This is a genomic window from Pseudomonas nitroreducens (genome assembly GCF_014204515.1).
Taxonomy (GTDB): domain Bacteria; phylum Pseudomonadota; class Gammaproteobacteria; order Pseudomonadales; family Pseudomonadaceae; genus Pseudomonas; species Pseudomonas nitritireducens_A.
In genome coordinates this window covers 1-18375 of record NZ_JACHLI010000002.1, presented here as the reverse complement: position 1 = coordinate 18375, position 18375 = coordinate 1, and the positions used below count along the sequence as shown (strand labels likewise).

The window sequence follows — 18375 nt, the reverse complement described above, 5'->3', positions numbered from 1 at the left end:
CCCCTGGGATTGTCGGGGTCAGGCGCAGCGCTTGCGCCATCCAGGGGCGCCGGGCGCCAGGCGTGGACGATAGCGGGTCAGCACTCGATGATGCTGACCGCCAGGCCCCCGCGCGAGGTTTCCTTGTACTTGTCGTGCATGTCGGCGCCGGTGTTGCGCATGGTGCGGATCACCTGGTCGAGGCTGATGAAGTGCTGGCCGTCGCCGCGCAGGGCCATCTGGGCGGCGTTGATGGCCTTCACCGCGGCGATGGCGTTGCGCTCGATGCAGGGCACCTGGACGAGGCCGCCGACCGGGTCGCAGGTGAGGCCCAGGTTGTGCTCCAGGCCGATCTCGGCGGCGTTCTCCACCTGTTCGGGGGAGGCGCCGAGCACTTCGGCCAGACCCGCCGCGGCCATGGCGCAGGCGGAGCCGACTTCGCCCTGGCAGCCGACTTCGGCGCCGGAGATGGAGGCGTTCTTCTTGCACAGGATGCCGACGGCGGCGGCGGCCAGGAAGTAGTTGGTGACGTCATCGTCACTGGCGTCGGGGTTGAAGCGCATGTAGTAGTGCAGCACCGCCGGGATGATGCCGGCCGCGCCGTTGGTGGGCGCGGTGACCATGCGCCCGCCGGCGGCGTTTTCCTCGTTCACCGCCAGGGCGAAGAGGTTGACCCATTCCATGGCCGACAGCGTCGAGCCGATGACGTTGGGCTTGCCGATTTCCTGCAGGTTGCGGTGCAGGCGTGCGGCGCGGCGCTGCACGTTGAGGCCGCCGGGGAGGATGCCTTCGTGGCGCAGGCCGTTGTCGACGCAGTCGCGCATGGCCTGCCAGATGACCTTGAGGCCTTCGCGGATGTCGGTTTCGCTGCGCCACATGCGCTCGTTGGCCATCATCAGCTCGGACACGCGCAGGTTGTGGCGGCGGCAGAGCATGAGCAGTTCGGCGGCGCTGGCGAAGTCGTAGGGCAGCACGGTGTTGTCGGTATCCAGGCTGCCGGATGCGGCCTGTTCCTCGTCGACCACGAAGCCGCCGCCGATGGAGTAGTAGGTGTCACTGTGCAGCACGTGGTCGCCTTCGATGGCGGTCAGGCGCATGGCGTTGGGGTGGTAGGGCAGGTTCTCTTCGAGCAGGCGCATGTCGCGGATCCAGTCGAAGGCGATCTTCCGGCTGCCGGCCAGCAGCAGTTCGCCGGATTCCCGCAGCGCGGCCATGCGCGGCTCGATCTGGCGCGGATCGATGCGATCCGGCCATTCGCCCATCAGGCCCATGATCACCGCGCGGTCGGTACCGTGGCCGACGCCGGTGGCGGACAGCGAGCCGTACAGGCGCACTTCCACGCGTGTGGTGCGTTCGAGCATCTGCCGTTCGCGCAGGGCGCCGACGAACAGCGCGGCGGCGCGCATGGGGCCGACCGTGTGCGAACTGGAAGGGCCGATACCGATCTTGAACAGGTCGAACACACTGATTGCCATGCCGGACTCCGGGCGAGCTGCACATCCATGAAAAAGAGGCATCCCTTGAGGGGGTAAGCAGGCACGTCCCTGTGCCCGCGATGCCCGGTCATGATCGACCCAAGTCCGGCGCCGGCTGCGTCCATCGGCGACGCGGCCGTATCCAATAACGCCGCTGGCGCACCCTGCCGGTGCGGGGCGCGGGGCCGCCTGTTCCGGCGCCGACGAAAGCTTGCCTCTTTACGACGCGAGCGCCGCGAACCACGACCGGTCGATAGGCGCGCGGCGCCGTGCTGTTCCATGATCCGCCACCGACGAACGGCCGCGTTCGCCCGTATCCACCCCCTTCTCCGCAGTCAGAGGCTGGCCTCATGAAGAGTCTTGTGTCGTCGCTGTTGGCGTTATCCGTGGTGCTTCCAGGCGCTGCGCGCGCCGCCGAACCCGAGTCCTGCGCCGTGGTGCGCTTCGCCGATGTCGGCTGGACCGACATCACCGTCACCACCGCGGTGACCCGCCTGGTGCTCAGCCACCAGGGCTACCGCACGCAGGTGGTGCGGCTGTCCGTGCCCGATACCTACAAGGCCATGGCGGAGAAGCGCATCGACGTGTTCCTCGGCAACTGGATGCCGAGCATGGCGAACGACATCAAGCCCTTCGCCGACAAGGGCCAGGTGGAGACCGTGGGCGCCAACCTCGAAGGCGCCAAGTACACCCTGGCGGTACCGCGCTATGCCTACGAGGCGGGCCTGAAGACTTTTGCCGATATCGCAAGATTCAAGGAGCAGCTGGGCGGACGGATCTACGGCATCGAGCCGGGCAACGACGGCAACCAGCTGATCCAGAAGATGATCAAGGAAAAAGCCTTCGGCCTGGGCGACTTCAAGCTGGTGGAGTCCAGCGAGGCCGACATGCTCGCCTACGTCAAGCGGGCCGGGGCCTTGAAGCAGCCCATCGTGTTCCTGGGCTGGGAGCCGCACCCGATGAACACGCGCATCCAAATGAACTATCTGGACGGAGGGGATTCCTACTTCGGTCCCAATTATGGCGGTGCGACGGTCTTCACCAACGTCAGAGCAGGCTATCTTCAGGAGTGCCCCAATGTTGCGCGGCTGCTGAAGAACCTGAAATTCGACCTGGCGATGGAGAACCAGCTGATGGATGCGGTGCTCAACGAGCGACGCAATCCACGCCAGGCCGCCAAGGGTTGGCTCAAGGCCAATCCGCAGGTTCAGGACGGCTGGTTGCAGGGCGTCATGCCGCTGGCTTCGGCGCCGTCGCCAGGGGGACAGAAAACCAGCGCCAAGGAGTGATCCCGGCCTCTGGAAGTCGCTCCCACAGGGCCTCCTGGCTGGATGCGACATGCCTGGTGCTGAATACGACTTCGCCTGCACTGGATGCGACCCACCCGGTAGGCGACGAAATTTTCCTGCTCCATGATCGTTTACGAAATGACAACAAAAGGACCCGCCGTTCCAGGTCCCACCCATAAATGACCGCCGCGCCCCAAGCGGGCAGCGCCGGCGCCCCACCCCGCAGAGGAGTACGCTCATGAAAGGTTGCAAGTCTTTGCTGCTGGCTGCTGTGTCCGTTTGCGCACCGCTGGCGGTTCAGGCCGCTGAACCTGAGTCGTGCGGCACGGTACGCTTCTCCGACGTCGGCTGGACCGACATCACCGTGACCACCGCTACTACCCGAGAGGTGCTGGAATCCCTTGGCTACAAGACCAAGGTGACCATGCTCTCCGTGCCGGTGACCTACAAGTCGCTGGCGAACAAGGACCTGGACGTCTTCCTCGGCAACTGGATGCCGAGCATGGCCAACGACATCAAGCCCTACGCCGACAACGGCTCGGTAGAGACGGTGAAAGCCAACCTCGAGGGCGCCAAGTACACCCTGGCCGTCACCCAGGCCGCCTACGACGGCGGGCTGAAGTCCTTCGCCGATATCGCCAAGTACGCCGACAAGCTCGACAGCAAGATCTACGGTATCGAGCCGGGCAACGACGGCAACCGCCTGGTCCAGGGCATGCTCGACAAGAACCAGTTCGACCTGGGCAAGTTCAAGCTGGTGGAGTCCAGCGAGGCCGGCATGCTCTCGCAGGTCGGGCGCGCCGACCGCCGCAACCAGTGGATCGTGTTCCTGGGCTGGGAACCGCATCCGATGAACACCCGCTTCAAGATGAAGTACCTCGAAGGCGGGGATGACGTGTTCGGTCCCAACTACGGCGGCGCGACCATCTACACCAACGTCCGCAAGGGCTATCTCCAGGAATGCCCGAACGTGGGCAAGCTGCTGAGCAATCAGACCTTCACCCTGGACATGGAAAACAAACTCATGGACGCCGTGCTCAACGGAGGCAAGAAGCCCGAGGAGGCGGCCAAAGCCTGGTTGAAGGACCATCCGGAACTGCTCGACGCCTGGCTCGCCGGCGTGACCACCCGTGACGGCAAACCGGCCTTGGCGGCAGCCAAGGTGGCATTCGCGAAATAAGTGCCGAAATAGATGCCGAAGTAATTGCCGTTGGCCAATTCCCCTAGCTTCTGATGGGCCCGCATTATGTTTCTGACTGACCACAAGCTTCCGCTGGGCGAGCATATCGCCGCCTTCGTCGACTGGCTCACGCAACATGGCGCGTCGGTGTTCGACAAGATTTCCGACACCCTCGAGTTCCTCATCCATGGCGTCACCAACAGCCTGCTCTGGTTCAACCCGCTGGCGCTGATCGCGATCATGGTGTTCCTGGTGTTCTACATCCAGCGCAACTGGGGATTGGCGGTATTCGCCCTGGCGTCGCTGCTGCTGATCCTCAACCTGGGGTACTGGCAGGAAACCATGGAGACCCTGGCGCAGGTGATCTTCGCCACCGTGGTGTGTATCGCCATCGGGGTGCCGCTGGGCATCCTGGCGGCGCACAAACCCTGGTTCTACACCGGGCTCAGGCCGCTGCTCGACCTGATGCAGACCGTGCCCACCTTCGTCTACCTGATCCCCACCCTGACGCTGTTCGGTCTGGGCGTGGTTCCGGGTCTGATCTCCACGGTGATCTTCGCCATCGCCGCGCCTATCCGCCTGACCTGCCTGGGTATCCAGGACGTGCCGGCGGAACTGCTGGACGCCGGCAAGGCCTTCGGCTGCTCGCGCCGGCAACTGCTGCTGCGCATCGAGCTGCCGCACGCCATGCCGAGCATCGCCGCGGGGGTCACGCAATGCATCATGTTGTCGCTGTCGATGGTGGTTATCGCCGCGCTGGTGGGTGCTGATGGCCTCGGCAAGCCGGTGGTCAACGCACTCAACACGGCGGACATTTCCCTCGGCTTCGAGGCCGGTCTGGCCATCGTCCTGCTCGCCATCCTGCTCGACCGGGTGTGCAAGCAACGTTCGCTGCGGGGGAGGTAAGCACTATGTCGGCGATTCGATTCGAACACGTGGATGTGATTTTCGGCACCCACACCAAGGAAGCGCTCAAGCTGCTGGACCAGGGCCTGGGCCGCGAGGAAATCCTCAAGCGCACCGGCCAGGTGCTGGGTGTCGAGGATGCCTGCCTGGACGTCGACCGCGGCGAGATCTGCGTGATGATGGGCCTGTCGGGTTCGGGCAAGTCCAGCCTGCTGCGTTGCATCAACGGCCTCAACCGGGTCAGCCGCGGCAAGCTGCTGATCGAGCACGAAGGCCAGCAGGTGGACATCGCCAACTGCTCGCCGGCGACGCTCAAGACCATGCGCACCAAGCGTATCGCCATGGTGTTCCAGAAGTTCGCGCTGATGCCCTGGCTGACCGTGGCCGAGAACATCGGTTTCGGCCTGGAGATGCAGGGCCGCCCGGCCAACGAACGCAAGAAGGTGATCGACGAGAAGCTGGAGCTGGTGGGCCTGTCGCAATGGCGCGACAAGCGCCCGGATTCGCTTTCCGGCGGCATGCAGCAACGTGTCGGCCTGGCCCGCGCGCTGGCAATGGATGGCGACATCCTGCTGATGGACGAGCCCTTCTCCGCGCTCGACCCGCTGATCCGCCAGCAGCTGCAGGACGAGCTGCTGGTGCTGCAACGCCAGTTGCACAAGACCATCGTCTTCGTCAGCCATGACCTCGACGAAGCGCTGAAGATCGGTACGCGCATCGCGATCATGAAGGACGGCCGCATCATCCAGCACGGCAAGCCCGAGGAAATCGTGCTCAGCCCGGCGGACGACTACGTGCGCACCTTCGTCGCCCACACCAACCCGCTCAACGTGCTGTGCGGCTCCAGCCTCATGCGTGGCTTGGACCAGTGCCGCCGCCAGGCCGACGAGGTGTGCTTCGACCAGGGTCGCGACTGCTGGCTGGGGCTGACCGAGACCAACCAGATCAAGACCGCGCGCCAGGGCAGCAACATCATCGACCTGCAGCAATGGCGCCCGGGCGACGCGGTGGAAAAGCTCAAGCACGAGCCGACCCTGGTGGACGTCAACATCCGCATGCGCGACGCGCTGCAGATCCGCTACCAGACCGGCCACAAGCTGGTGCTGCAGGAGCAGAGCCGCGTCGTCGGCGTGCTCGGCGACAGCGAGCTGTACCACGCGCTGCTGGGCAAGAACCTGGGCTGATCTCTACCGCCCGAGTGAACAACGCCGGCTTCCTGTGAGGGGGGCCGGCGTTTTTGCTGGGGCTGGCGCCGTGTTTCTTGTAGGAGCGAGGGGGACGCCTAGTTCTTGCTCGCGATTGGATTTCCCGGCGACTCGGGTGCTGGGCGGTTCGCGAGCAAGCTCGCTCCTACAATTAGATCAGGTCGGTGCCACGGCGGGCCCTCACCCTAACCCTCTCCCAGGGGGAGAGGGGACTGTCCTCTGCGCTCGGGAAACGTCGAGCTCGCCGGCTGAGTTTGTGACATCCTCGCGCTGCGAACGGCGCCCTCTCCCTCTGGGAGAGGGCTGGGGTGAGGGCAAACCCCACGCCGAAGCCCCTGGCAAACGTAGGAGCGGACGCCGTCCGCGATCGCTCACCGCCGGCGCAGATCACCGACAAGACCTCAGTGCTTGAAGTCCGCCAACCCCTTGAGCAACGCCTCGTGGAAGCGCTTCGGGTCCTGGATCTGCGGCGCGTGGCCCAGGTCGTCGAACTCCACCAGGGTGGCGTTGGGGATGGCCTTGGCGGTGGCCTTGCCCAGCTCGGCATAGTTGCCCAGCTTGGCTTTCAGCTCGGCGGGGGCGATGTCCTTGCCGATGGCGGTGTTGTCCCTGGTGCCGATCAGCAGCAGGGTCGGCATCTTCAACTGGCCGAATTCGTAGACCACCGGCTGGGTGAAGATCATGTCGTAGAGCAGCGCCGAGTTCCACGCCACGCGTTCGTGGCCGGCGCCGTTGAACAGGCCGGCGAGCATGTTCACCCACTTGTCGTACTCGGGCTTCCACTGGCCGGCGTAGTAGGTCGCCTGCTCGTACTGGCGGATACTTTCGGCGCTGGTCTTCAGCTCGCGCTCGTACCACTGGTCCGGGGTGCGGTAGGGCACGCCCAGGGCTTTCCAGTCTTCCAGGCCGATGGGGTTGACCATGGCTAACTGCTCGACCTGCTGCGGGTACATCAGCGCATAGCGGGTGGCGAGCATGCCGCCGGTGGAGTGACCGACCAGGGTGACCTTGCCGATCTTCAGGTGGTCCAGCAACGCGTGGGTGTTGGTCGCCAGCTGCTGGAAGCTGTACTGGTAGCGCTCGGGCTTGGTGGATTTGCAGAAACCGATCTGGTCCGGCGCCACCACCCGGTAGCCGGCGTCGCTCAGGGCGGCGATGGTGGTTTCCCAGGTGCCGGCGCAGAAGTTCTTGCCGTGCAGCAGCACCACGGTGCGGCCGTTGGGCTGCTTCCTGGGCTTCACGTCGAGGTAGGCCATGTGCATGTGGTGGCCCTGGGACGCGAAGCTGTAGTGGCCGACCGGGTAGGCGTAGTTGAAACGCTCCAGTTCCGGGCCGTAGGTGGGTTTGGATTCGGCGGCGTGCAGCGGCAGGGCGGCGGCCAACAGCAAGGCGGGTAGCCAGCGTCGGGACATCGGGGAGCTCTCCTGGTGGTGGGGCACGGGTCTGACAGCGGTCAGCGCCATAGGTTGGCAGATTTTTCCGGCGAATGCCGCATTGGCGCTTGGGCTTCTCGTAGGAGCGAGCTTGCTCGCGAATCGCTTCGTTTCGTGCCCGCTCGGTTCGCGAGCAAGCTCGCTCCTACAAGAGCCACGCTCACCGGTGGGAAGAACCGTAGGATGACGTGGAGCGCAGCGATACTCATCGATACCGCGCGACCACCGCATGGGTATCGCTGCGCTCCACTCACTCCTGCGAAGAGCAGGTTCAGGCGGCGCTGGCGTCGCCAGTGAGCCAGTCGATGAACAGCGAGAACAGCTCCGCCTGGGAGTTGATCTCGAGTTTGGTGTAGAGGTGCTTGCGGTGCATGCGCACGGTTTCCGGGGAGATATCCAGCACCCGCGCGCTGGATTTCACCGAGTGGCCGCGCAGCAGCAGGTGGGCGATTTCCCGCTCGCGCTCGGTGAGCTTGTCGGCGCCGAAGTTCATGAAGGCCGCGCGGATATGCCGGTTCAGTGGCGCCTGGGCATCCTGCAGGCTGACCTTCACGCCGCGCCCGGCCAGCAGCAGGTCCAGCCCGCCATTGCGCTCGAACTGGCGGAACAGCTCGCGCACCAGTGGCAGGGCGGTAGCCAGTAGGTCCAGCTGGGTTTCGCTGAAACGTGCGCCGCTCTCGCCCTGGTACAGGCATAGCGAGACCTTGCGCGCTTCGCCCAGGTCGATGATGAAGTGGCAGTCCTCTGTGCAGCCGAACTTGAGGTAGTAGGTCTTGTAGTACTCGCTGGCGAAGAAATCGTCCGGGGCGATGTCGGCCAGCGGGTAGAAGCCCTCGGTGAGGCCGTCTTCCATGGCCAGGCAGAACGGGTCGAGCAGGTAGCCGCGGGCATAGTAGCGGTCGACCAGGGCCTCGTGATGCTCCGGGTGGACGCCGCGCTGGTACAGCGGTTGCGGCGGCTGGCCGCGCTGTTCCAGGCCGAGCATCACCGACTCCACCGGCACCAGGCAGCCCAGGGCGTCGGCCAGGCGTTCGACGAAGACGACTTCGCCGACGCTGGCCAGGGCGCGCGCCAGCCCCGCATGCCAGGCATGCAGGGCCGGTGCGTCGGACGTTTCGCTCAGTGCCTGGGATTCGCTCATGTCCGGCAGCATAAAGGGCCGCCGGGGTGTAGGCAAAATCCTCGGATCGATCATCAGTGCCCCGCGTAATCACCGCTGCGCTTGAGGTCGTCGGCGGCCTCGAGGATCGACTCGCGCAGGGTGTCGACGATCTCGTCGACCTGCTCGCGGGTGATGGTCAGCGGCGGCGACATCACGTTCAGGTGCACGATCGGCCGCACCAGCAGGCCCTTGGCCTGGGCGCGGAGGTGGATCTTCTCGCCGATGTTCAGCTCCTCGGGGAACAGCACCTTGCTGCGCTTGTCGGCGACGAATTCGACGCAGGCCATCAGCTTCTGGCAGCGCACGCTGCCCACCAGCGGCAGCTCGGCCAGTTCCTGCAGGCGCTGCTCCAGGTAGCCGCCGACGTCCTTCACGTGCTCAAGAAGATTCTCGCGCTCGATGATCTCGATGTTCTTCAGCGCCGACACGCAGCTCACCGGGTGCCCGCTGTAGGTGAAGCCGTGGGCGAAGCAGCGGCCCTTGTCGGCCTCGCCGATCACCTTCCAGATACGGTCGGAGAAGATGCACGCGCCCAGCGGCAGGTAGCCGGAGGTCAGGCCCTTGGCGGTGGTGATGATGTCCGGCTGCATGCCGAACACGTCCTCGGAGGCGAAGAAGGCGCCGAGGCGGCCGAAGGAGGTCACCACCTCGTCGGCGACGTAGAGCACGTCGTACTTCTGGCACACCTGCCACATGCGCTGGTGGTAGCCCTTGGGCGGGATGATCACGCCGCCCGAGCCCATGATCGGCTCGGCGAAGAAGGCGGCGACCTTGTCTCCACCCAGTTCGAGGATCTTGTCTTCGAACTCCTTGACCAGGAATTCGAGGAAGTCGCCTTCGGTCATCCCTTCCGGCGCGCGGTAGGGGTTGGGGCAGGAGATGTGGTGGATGACGTCCTTGAGGAAGTCGAACTCGGCCGGGTGGTCGGCGACCTTGCCGCCCAGCGACATGGTGAGGAAGGTCGAGCCGTGGTAGGCGTTGATGCGGCTGATGATGTGCTTCTTCTCATGCTTGCCGCGGCAGTTCTGGTAGTACTGGATCAGGCGGTAGGCGGTGTCCACGGCGGTGGAGCCGCCGGTGGTGAGGAACACGTGGTCCAGATCGCCCGGCGCCAGTTCGGCGAGCTTCTCGCAGAGCTGGATGGCGGTGACGTTGGCCATGTCGCAGAAGGGGTTGGAGTAGGCCAGCTGGCGCACCTGCTCGGCGATGGCATCGGCCATTTCCGCGCGGCCCAGGCCGATATTGGTGCACCACATGCCGCCCACGGCGTCCAGGTAGCGATTGCCCTTGGTGTCGTAGATGTAGGCGCCCTCGCCGGCGGCGATGTTCAGCGCACCGTTGACCCGGTGGTCGTCGAACACGTGGTAGCCGTGCATGTAGTGGGCTTTGTCGGCGGCGACCAGCTGCTCGTCGTTGAACTGGGCGAAGTAGGCTGGGGTGGTGGTGGTCATGGTCTGTACCTCGAAATTACGGTTCGTCTTGCGAGTCCTTGCCCTCTCCCTAACCCTCTCCCTGAAGGGAGAGGGGACCGTTCGGTGCGCTTGGCGATTCCGAAGATCATGGTTGGCCCGCCGCCAGTGGAGTCTCAGGAACATGACGTCCTCGAACACCGTTGCGGGCTGCCCCCTCTCCCTTCAGGGAGAGGGCTGGGGAGAGGGGGCTCTTCAAACGACTGAACCTCAGGTCCCGGTCTTCACCGCGTTCCAGGTACGGGTGATCAGGCGGGTGGCCTTGGGGTTCTGCACTTTCTGGGTGAACAGCCGGGCGCGGGTCTCGGCGTCGGGGTAGATCGCCGGGTCGTTGCGCACTTCGGCGGCCAGCAGCGGGGTGGCGGCGGCGTTGCTGGAGGCGTAGCGGATGTAGTCGGCGACGCCGGCGGCCACCTTGGGCTGCAGCATGTACTCGATGAACTTGTGGGCGTTTTCCACGTGTGGCGCGTCGGCCGGGATGTAGAAGTCGTCGAACCAGATCAGCGAGCCTTCCTTAGGCACGAAGTAGCCCAGCTTGACCTTGGCGCCGGCTTCGTCGGCGCGGGCCTGGGCGGTGGCGTAGTCGCCGGACCAGGTCATCGCCATGCACTGGTCGCCGTTGGCCAGGCCGTTGAGGTAGCTGGTGGAGTCGAACTTGCGGATGTACGGGCGGATCGATTGCAGCAGGTCCTGGGCGGCCTTGAGGTCCTCGGGCAGCGCGCTGTTGGGGTCGCGCTTGAGGTAGGCCAGGGCCAGCGGGATCACGTCGGTGGGGGAATCGATGATGGTCACCCCGCAATCGGCGAATTTCGACACGATCTTCGGATCGAACAGCATCGCCAGCGAGCCGATGGGCGCGTCCGGCATGCGCTGCTTGATCTTGTCGATGTTGTAGGTGATGCCGTTGCTGCCCCAGGTGTAGGGCGCCGAGTACTTCACGCCCGGATCGTAGTGGTCCAGGTGCTTGAGCACGTCGGCGTCGAGGTTGTTCCAGCTGGGCAGCTTGGACTTGTCCAGCGGCTGGAACACGCCCGCTTTCAACAGCGGCGGCACCAGGGCGGCGTTGAGCACCACCAGGTCGTAGCCGGAGCGGCCGGGCAGCAGTTTGCCCTGCACGGTCTCGTAGGAATCGAAGGTGTCGTAGACCACCTTGATCCCGGTTTCCTTCTCGAAGTCGGCGATGGTGTGTTCGCCGATGTAGTCGGTCCAGTTGTACAACCGCAGGGTCTTCGCGCCCTCGGCGTCTGCCCCGTGACCCAGTGCCGGCAAGGTCGCCAGCGCCGCGCTGAGTACTGCTGCGAGCGTTTTCTGCATGTCAGTCCCACCTTTGATCTTGTTATGGATTGGTCGAATCGCGGATGAAGCCACTCTCGACCAGGGGCGCCGTCCGGACCATTCCCCGAACGGGTAGGTGCTTTTGCGCAGGGTCGAACGCTTCGCGCAACGGACGGGGGCTGGCGCCTAATCGAACAATCGTTCAGATTGGCCCCCTGAATCTCAGGAGCCCAGGCATGAACGAGGAAGTCCGCTTTACCCGACTGGAGCCGGAGCAGCGCAAGGCGCTGCTGATCGAGGCCACCCTCGCGTGCCTGAAGCGCCATGGCTTCCAGGGAGCTTCCATACGCAAGATCTGCGCCGAGGCGGGCGTCTCGGTGGGGCTGATCAACCACCACTATTCGGGCAAGGACGAGCTGGTGGCCGAGGCCTACCTGACCGTCACCGGGCGGGTCATGCAGCTGCTGCGCGAGGCCATCGCCGAGGCGGCGCCGGATGCCCGCGCGCGCCTGTCGGCGTTCTTCCGCGCGTCGTTCTGCGCTGAGCTGCTCGATCCGCAGCTGCTGGACGCCTGGCTGGCGTTCTGGGGCGCGGTGAAGACCGCCGAAGCGATCAACGAGGCCCACGATCATTCCTACGGTGAGTACCGTTCGCTGCTGACCCAGACACTCACTGAACTGGCGAACGAGCAGGAATGGTCCGATTTCGATGCGGAGCTCGCCGCGATCGCCCTCAGCGCCTTGCTCGATGGCCTGTGGCTGGAGTCCGGTCTGAACCCCAATACCTTCACCCCGGAACAGGGCGTGCAGATCTGCGAAGCCTGGGTGGACGGCCTCCAGCACGGCGGCCGGCAGCGCTTCCGTCGGGCGTCGGGAGCCTGTTGATCGATTGTTCAGCGGACGGTAACCTGCCGCCATCTGCAGGACAGTTCCTACAGCTCTACCTCCACGCATAACAAGAATGGCCCCGCCACGAGCGGCGGCTTCAGCAGGGTATTGCGATGACTTCCCGTGTACTGATCGTTGACGACGATCCGGTGGTGCGCGAGCTCCTCCAGGCCTACCTCGGCGAGGAAGGCTACGACGTGCTGGGCGCCGGCACCGCCGAACAGGCCGAGGCGAGCCTCGCGCAAGCCGAGCTGGCCGGGCAGCCCATCGACCTGGTGATGCTCGACATCCGCCTGCCCGGCAAGGACGGCCTGACCCTGACCCGCGAGCTGCGCGTGCGCTCGGAGGTCGGCATCATCCTGATCACCGGGCGCAACGATGACATCGACCGCATCGTCGGCCTGGAATGCGGCGCCGATGACTACGTGATCAAGCCGCTGAATCCCCGCGAGCTGGTGTCCCGCGCGAAGAACCTGATCCGCCGCGTGCGCCATGCCCGGCAACCCGTCGCTGCGCTCGCCCAGGGCGGCAGCCGGCAGAACCACCGGCGCTTCGCCCACTGGACGCTGGACCCGGACCGCCGCCGCCTGATCGACGCCGGCGGCAGCGAAACCCCGCTGACCCACGGCGAGTTCCAGCTGCTCTGCGTGTTCCTGCGCAACACCGGCCACACCCTGAGCCGCGACCAGCTGATGGACCAGATTCGCAACCGCGAATGGCTGCCCAACGACCGCTCCATCGACGTGCTGGTTGGCCGCCTGCGCCGCAAGCTGCGCGACGATCCGGCCGAGCCGGAGCTGATCATCACCATCCACGGCGCCGGCTACCTGTTCACCGCCACGCCTGCCGACGCCTGAGTTAGCAGGGTGATTTCATGGGGCGCAGGACGGTCCCCTCTCCCTTCATGGGGGGGACGCCTAGTCAGAGGGTTAGGGAGAGGGAAGCCCCCGTTCCGACTCTTCATACCTCTCCTGGCTCTGCTCTTATGCACAGCGCCCCAAGCCGCCCAACCCATCCGCTACTGCGACTACCCCGTCTATCCGCCCATCTCCTGGAGCGACGGCCACGAAGTACGCGGCCTCGCCCCGCAGACCGTGCGCAGCGTGCTCGGCCAGCTGGGCTACGAGGTGCAGACCGTGGTCCTGGGCAACTGGAAGCGCTGCCTGCTGGATGCCGCCGAGGGTCGCGTCGACGTGGTGCTCGCCTACCAGACCCCGCAGCGCGACGACGGCCTGCTGTTTTCCCGCGTGCCCGTGCTGCGCGAGGAAGTGGCGATCTTCTACAACCGCCGCAAACCGGTGCGCTTCGAGCAGCTCAACGATCTTGCGCAGTACCGTGGCGGGCTGCTCTTCGGCGAGAGCTACGGTCCGCAGTTCGACCGCTTCGTCGCCGAGCACGGCAACGTCGAATGGGTCTCCGACAGTCGGCAGAACTTCGGCAAGCTGATCCGCCAGCGCATCGACTTCATCGCCCACGAGCGGCGTACCGGCACCCTGTTCGTCGAGCAGCTGGCCGGCGGCCAGGACATCTTCGCGCTGACCCGGCCGTTGACCGTCGACTACCTGCGCATCGCCGTCTCCCGCCATTCGCCGCTGGCCGCGCGGATGGACGAGATCGATGCGCTGCTCAGGCAGCGGGTGGACGATGGCAGTGTCGACCGCTGGCTGGAACAGAGCGAGCACGACTACCGGGCCCTGCATGCCGGCGATGGGGTGCCGCGTTGAGGTTGCCGGGCGGCCTGGGCCGGCGCCTGCTGCTGCGGGTGCTGCTGTTCAGCCTGTGCTTCACCGTGCTGGCCAGCGCGGTGCAGCTGTACTTCGAATACCGCCGCGAAATGCGCGACATCGACGCGCGCCTGGAGCTGATCCGCGTCGGCTATCTGGCCAGCTTCGAGCGCAGCCTGTGGGACCTCAACCAGGAGCAGCTCAACGTGCAGCTGCGTGGCCTGGCCGACTTCCCCGATATCGCCCAGGTGCGCCTGCGCAGCGCCGACTTCAACCTGGTGCAGGATGCCGAGCACAAGCGCGGCCCGCTGCGCGTCGAGCGCTACGCCCTGGACTTCCAGCCGCCGGACGGCGAGCGGCGCGAGCTGGGCGAACTGCAGATCAGCGTCGACCTCGGCGCCGTCTACCGGCGCCTGCTGCAGGGCGGCCTGACCAACCTGCTGTGGATGGGCGTGTTCCTCTGCGGCCTGGCGGTGGCGCTGAGCTGGCTGTTCCACAGCCTGGTCACCCGCCACCTGCGCGCCATGGCCGATTTCGTCCGCGGGCTCACCGGCGGCGACCTGGGCAGCGAGCTGAGGCTGGCGAAGAAGCGCTCGGGCGAAGAGGACGAGATCGACACCGTCGCCGATGCCCTCGACGGCCTGCGCCGCGCCATGCGGGCCGAGCTGAAGCGCCGCGAGGCCGACCGCGCGGCCTTGCAGAGCAAGCGCGACGAGCTGCAGCGCCGGGTCGAGCGGCGCACCGCCAGCCTGCGCCGCGCCAAGGAGGACGCCGAGGCTGCCAACCGCGCCAAGAGCCGCTTCCTCGCCACCATGAGCCACGAGATCCGCACCCCGCTCAACGGCATCCTCGGCATGGCCGAGCTGCTGCGTGCCGCCCCCCTGGGCGAGCAGGACCGGCGCCGGCTGCAGGCACTGTCCACCGCCGGCGAAGGGCTGCTGGCGATCCTCAACGAGGTGCTGCACTTCGCCAAGCTGGAGGACGGCGCCAGCCAGCCCGAGCCGCTGGACTTCTCCCTGCGCCGCCTGCTCGACGACGTGGTGACCCTGCTGGAGCCGCGCGCCGAAGACAACGGCACCGCCCTGCGCCTGCGTGTCGGAGCGCAGGTGCAGGACGCCTGCCGGGGCGCCGAGCAGTTCCTCCGCCAGGTGCTGAGCAACCTGCTGGCCAACGCGGTGAAGTTCACCGAGGAAGGCGAAGTCCTGCTGGAAGTCGCTCTGCTGGAAAACCGCGAGGCGGGGCAACGCCTGCGCTTCAGCGTGACCGACGATGGCATCGGTCTTTCCGCCGAACAGCAGGAAAGGATTTTCCAGCGTTTCACCCAGGCCAGCGACGAGGTGGCGCGGCGCTACGGCGGCACCGGCCTGGGCCTGGCGATCAGCAAGCGGCTGGTGGAGGCGATGGGGGGTGTGATCGGGGTGGAGAGCCTGGAAGGCGAGGGCAGTACCTTCTGGTTCGAGATCGTGCTGGCGCCGGGCGTGATGCCGCGCTCCAGCGTCGCCGTCGCGCAGGCGCCGGCACTGGACGTGCTTGTGGTGGAAGACGTTGCCCTCAACCGTGAAGTCGCCCAGGCGCTGTTGGAGCGCGACGGCCACTGCGTGCAACTGGCCGACGACGCCGGGCCCGCCCTGGCGCTCAGCGCTGCGCGGCGCTTCGACCTGATCCTGCTGGACATGCACCTGCCGGGCATGAACGGCCTCGACCTGTGCCGGGCGATCCGTGCGCAGGCCGGCGGGCGCAACGCGACCACGCCGATCCACGCCTTCACCGCCAGCGTGCAGCCGGGGATGGTCCTGCGCTATTTCGAGGCCGGCATGCAGGGCGTGCTGGGCAAGCCGCTGCGCCTGGACGACCTGCGCCGCGCGCTGTCCGGCGTGGCCTGGGACCTGCTGCCCGCGGCTGTGGATAACGGCCCGCTGGATCGCCAGGTGCTCGATACCCACCGTCGTCTGCTGGGTGAGCACAAGCTGAATGAGCTGCTGGCCAGTCTTTGGAAGTTGCTCGACGAGCAATGGCCGCTGCTGCTGGAGGCGCTGCGCCAGGAGGACGCCGTCGAGGTGGCGAGCCTGGCGCACCGGCTGGCAGGCAGTTGCCGGTCCATGGGCTTGCGTGGGCTGGGGGATGGCCTGGGTGAGCTGGAGGAGGCGGCGTTGGCGGGAGTGCTGTCCGGCGACTGGATCGGACGGCTGGAGCGGGAGAGGGTGGTTGCCGCTGAGCTGCTGAAGAGTGCTCGGACGTAGGGCGCATAACCTGGAACAGGTTATCCGCCGCCGATGGCTGCGGCGGATAACGCTGGCGCGTTATACGCCCTACGGAGTGCTCGGGCTTGGCTTGGGTGCGCAGGCATGCCCTCACCCCAGCCCTCTCCCGGAGGGAGAGGGGGCCGTTCGGCGTGGGTGTTGGTCGCGGATGCAGCCGGGGAGTGCCGTTATTCAAGCTCGCTGAGGACAGTCCCCTCTCCCTCAGGAGCGGGGCGCGTAGCCAGGGTTAGGGTGAGGGGAAAGCCCGAGCACCGAATTCACCGAGACTTGTAGGAGCGAGGGGGACGCCCAGTTCTTGCTCGCGCAGGTGATTCCCGGCGACTCCAAGGCAGGACGGGTTCGCGAGCAAGCTCGCTCCTACCAGAAGAAAACGCCGAAAGCCCCGCCCCACGCGCCATACACAAAATCCTTACATCTTTCTACAACTTCGATCCCGGCGAACAACCCCGCCTTACATCGCCTTCCAATAATCGGCTGCATCCGTGCCCGAGCCACGGCCTCTGATTGATTGGAGATAACAATAATGATCCAACGTAGAGTTCCGCTCAGCCGCGCCCGCCATTTCCTGGAGGTGCGCCATGTCTGAGACCCATCACGGCCATAGCGGCGAAAAGATTCAGCTGACCCGCGCGCTGAAGAGCCGTCACATCTTCATGCTGTCCCTGGGCGGCGTCATCGGCACCGGCCTGTTCATGGGCTCGGGTGTCACCATCGGCTCCGGCGGTCCCATGGGCGCCATCCTCGCCTACCTGGTGGCGGGCGTGCTGATGTACCTGGTGATGGTCTGCCTGGGCGAGCTGTCGGTGCAGATGCCCGTCTCCGGTTCCTTCCAGGCCCACGCCACGCGCTTCATCGGCCCGGCCACCGGGTTCATGATCGGCTGGGTCTACTGGATGAGCTGGGCTTCCACCGTGGGCCTGGAGTTCACCGCCGCCGGCATGCTGATGACCCGCTGGTTCCCCGAGGTACCGATCTGGCTGTGGTCGGGCTTCTTCGTGGTCGTGCTGTTCTCCCTCAACGCCCTGGCCACCCGCGCCTTCGGCGAGGCCGAATACTGGTTCTCCGGGATCAAGGTGGCGGCCATCCTGGGCTTCATCGTGGTCGGCCTGCTGGTGATCTTCGGCGCCATTCCGCTCAATAGCGGAGAGGCCGCGCCGGGGCTGAACAACCTGGTCAGCGACGGCCTGTTCCCCAACGGCCTGTCCGCCGTGTTCGCGGTGATGATGACGGTGGTCTACGCCTTCCAGGGCTGCGAGATCATGGGCGTCGCCGCCGGCGAGACCGACCAGCCGGAGAAGAGCATCCCGCGCGCCGTGCGCAACGTGGTGTTCCGCGTGCTGATCTTCTACGTGCTGGCGATTGCCGTGCTGTCCTGCATCGTGCCGTGGAAACAGGCCGGGCTGATGGAAAGTCCCTTCGTGCAGGTGTTCGACATGGTCGGCATCCCCTACGCCGCCGACCTGATGAACTTCGTGATCCTCACCGCGATTCTCTCGGTGGGCAACTCCGGGCTGTACGCCTCCACCCGCATCCTCTGGGCCATGTCCAAGACCGGCATGGCGCCGCGCAAGCTGTCAAAACTCAGCGCCCGCGGCGTGCCCCTTTATGCGCTGCTGATCAGCCTGGCCTTCGCCCTGCTGTCGCTGCTGACCAGCATCGTCGCCGCCGACACCCTGTTCATGGTGCTGATGGCGGTCAGCGGGATGTCCGGCACCGTCACCTGGATCGTCATCGCCTACGCCCAGTACCGCTTTCGCCGCGAGCACATGGCCAAGGGCGGCACCGTGGCCGACCTGAAGTACGCCGCGCCGCTGTTCCCGCTGATCCCGCTGGCGTGCATCGCCATCTGCTGCTCGCTGTTCGTCTTCCTCTGGCTGGACCCGACCCAGCGCCCGTCGCTGTACTGGGGCTTCGGCTTCATGGCGGCCTGCTACCTGGCCTACTACGTGCTCAAGCGCAAGCGCGGCCAGGTGCTGGTGGACGAGGCGGTGCCGAGCATCGGTTGAGTCTTGTCACCCCACAGAAGCCCCGCCTTTGAACTGACCCCCAGATGTTGGACACCAACTCTGAGGGGTCCACATGGCAAGGCATGATGGGAAGTTCAAGCTAGAGGTGGCGCGCCACTATGTG

At 65.9% G+C, this 18375-nt stretch carries 14 protein-coding genes; 9 read left to right on the top strand and 5 right to left on the bottom strand.

Annotated elements, in window-relative coordinates; genetic code table 11:
• Positions 1-77 precede the first annotated feature (77 nt).
• Positions 78-1454: an L-serine ammonia-lyase gene (locus HNP46_RS02835; RefSeq protein WP_184586008.1), complete on the bottom strand. Its 1377-nt coding sequence runs from the start codon at positions 1452-1454 to the stop codon at positions 78-80.
• Positions 1455-1804: 350 nt separating this feature from the next.
• On the opposite strand from HNP46_RS02835, the gene HNP46_RS02830 reads away from it, so the two are divergent.
• The 4 genes from HNP46_RS02830 to choV all read left to right on the top strand — a co-directional run bounded on the left by HNP46_RS02830 (position 1805) and on the right by choV (position 6013).
• Positions 1805-2743 (top strand): choline ABC transporter substrate-binding protein, encoded by a 939-nt coding sequence (locus HNP46_RS02830; RefSeq protein WP_184586007.1) that lies wholly within the window; start codon positions 1805-1807, stop codon positions 2741-2743.
• Between the two features lie 238 nt (positions 2744-2981).
• Positions 2982-3923: a choline ABC transporter substrate-binding protein gene (locus HNP46_RS02825; protein WP_184586006.1), complete on the top strand. Its 942-nt coding sequence runs from the start codon at positions 2982-2984 to the stop codon at positions 3921-3923.
• 66 nt (positions 3924-3989) lie between these two features.
• Positions 3990-4829, top strand: coding sequence for a choline ABC transporter permease subunit (choW, locus tag HNP46_RS02820; RefSeq protein ID WP_184586005.1), 840 nt, complete (start codon positions 3990-3992; stop codon positions 4827-4829).
• A gap of 5 nt (positions 4830-4834) precedes the next feature.
• Positions 4835-6013 (top strand): choline ABC transporter ATP-binding protein, encoded by a 1179-nt coding sequence (gene choV, locus HNP46_RS02815; protein ID WP_184586004.1) that lies wholly within the window; start codon positions 4835-4837, stop codon positions 6011-6013.
• Between the two features lie 422 nt (positions 6014-6435).
• Here choV and HNP46_RS02810 read toward each other — a convergent pair whose 3' ends face one another.
• From HNP46_RS02810 to HNP46_RS02795, 4 genes are all read right to left on the bottom strand, one after another.
• Positions 6436-7446: an alpha/beta fold hydrolase gene (locus HNP46_RS02810; RefSeq protein WP_184586003.1), complete on the bottom strand. Its 1011-nt coding sequence runs from the start codon at positions 7444-7446 to the stop codon at positions 6436-6438.
• A gap of 292 nt (positions 7447-7738) precedes the next feature.
• A complete protein-coding gene (locus HNP46_RS02805; RefSeq protein ID WP_184586002.1) occupies positions 7739-8608 on the bottom strand; it encodes a helix-turn-helix transcriptional regulator in 870 nt (289 codons plus the stop codon).
• A 53-nt stretch (positions 8609-8661) separates the two neighbouring features.
• Complete coding sequence (locus HNP46_RS02800; RefSeq protein WP_184586001.1) at positions 8662-10080, bottom strand: aminotransferase; 1419 nt, start codon at positions 10078-10080, stop codon at positions 8662-8664.
• 228 nt (positions 10081-10308) lie between these two features.
• On the bottom strand, positions 10309-11412 hold the full coding sequence (locus HNP46_RS02795) for a polyamine ABC transporter substrate-binding protein (protein ID WP_184586000.1): 1104 nt from the start codon (positions 11410-11412) through the stop codon (positions 10309-10311).
• A gap of 197 nt (positions 11413-11609) precedes the next feature.
• Here HNP46_RS02795 and HNP46_RS02790 point away from each other — a divergent pair, with 197 nt between their 5' ends.
• From HNP46_RS02790 to HNP46_RS02770, 5 genes are all read left to right on the top strand, one after another.
• A complete protein-coding gene (locus HNP46_RS02790) occupies positions 11610-12257 on the top strand; it encodes a TetR family transcriptional regulator C-terminal domain-containing protein (protein WP_184585999.1) in 648 nt (215 codons plus the stop codon).
• A gap of 110 nt (positions 12258-12367) precedes the next feature.
• Positions 12368-13117, top strand: coding sequence for a response regulator (locus tag HNP46_RS02785; protein ID WP_184586354.1), 750 nt, complete (start codon positions 12368-12370; stop codon positions 13115-13117).
• Between the two features lie 105 nt (positions 13118-13222).
• On the top strand, positions 13223-13984 hold the full coding sequence (locus tag HNP46_RS02780) for a substrate-binding periplasmic protein (RefSeq protein WP_184586353.1): 762 nt from the start codon (positions 13223-13225) through the stop codon (positions 13982-13984).
• A complete protein-coding gene (locus HNP46_RS02775) occupies positions 13981-16224 on the top strand; it encodes an ATP-binding protein (protein WP_184585998.1) in 2244 nt (747 codons plus the stop codon). Before HNP46_RS02780 ends, HNP46_RS02775 begins: the two co-directional genes overlap by 4 nt.
• A 599-nt stretch (positions 16225-16823) precedes the next feature.
• A complete protein-coding gene (locus tag HNP46_RS02770) occupies positions 16824-18251 on the top strand; it encodes an amino acid permease (RefSeq protein WP_184585997.1) in 1428 nt (475 codons plus the stop codon).
• Positions 18252-18375 lie beyond the last annotated feature (124 nt).

Coding starts and splice junctions, on each gene's coding strand:
- HNP46_RS02800 (WP_184586001.1), bottom strand. CDS start 10,080: ATGACCACCACCACCCCAGCCTACTTCGCCCAGTTCAACGACGAGCAG.
- HNP46_RS02770 (WP_184585997.1), top strand. CDS start 16,824: ATGTCTGAGACCCATCACGGCCATAGCGGCGAAAAGATTCAGCTGACC.
- HNP46_RS02825 (WP_184586006.1), top strand. CDS start 2,982: ATGAAAGGTTGCAAGTCTTTGCTGCTGGCTGCTGTGTCCGTTTGCGCA.
- choW (WP_184586005.1), top strand. CDS start 3,990: ATGTTTCTGACTGACCACAAGCTTCCGCTGGGCGAGCATATCGCCGCC.
- HNP46_RS02805 (WP_184586002.1), bottom strand. CDS start 8,608: ATGAGCGAATCCCAGGCACTGAGCGAAACGTCCGACGCACCGGCCCTG.
- HNP46_RS02835 (WP_184586008.1), bottom strand. CDS start 1,454: ATGGCAATCAGTGTGTTCGACCTGTTCAAGATCGGTATCGGCCCTTCC.
- HNP46_RS02830 (WP_184586007.1), top strand. CDS start 1,805: ATGAAGAGTCTTGTGTCGTCGCTGTTGGCGTTATCCGTGGTGCTTCCA.
- HNP46_RS02790 (WP_184585999.1), top strand. CDS start 11,610: ATGAACGAGGAAGTCCGCTTTACCCGACTGGAGCCGGAGCAGCGCAAG.
- HNP46_RS02795 (WP_184586000.1), bottom strand. CDS start 11,412: ATGCAGAAAACGCTCGCAGCAGTACTCAGCGCGGCGCTGGCGACCTTG.
- HNP46_RS02810 (WP_184586003.1), bottom strand. CDS start 7,446: ATGTCCCGACGCTGGCTACCCGCCTTGCTGTTGGCCGCCGCCCTGCCG.
- choV (WP_184586004.1), top strand. CDS start 4,835: ATGTCGGCGATTCGATTCGAACACGTGGATGTGATTTTCGGCACCCAC.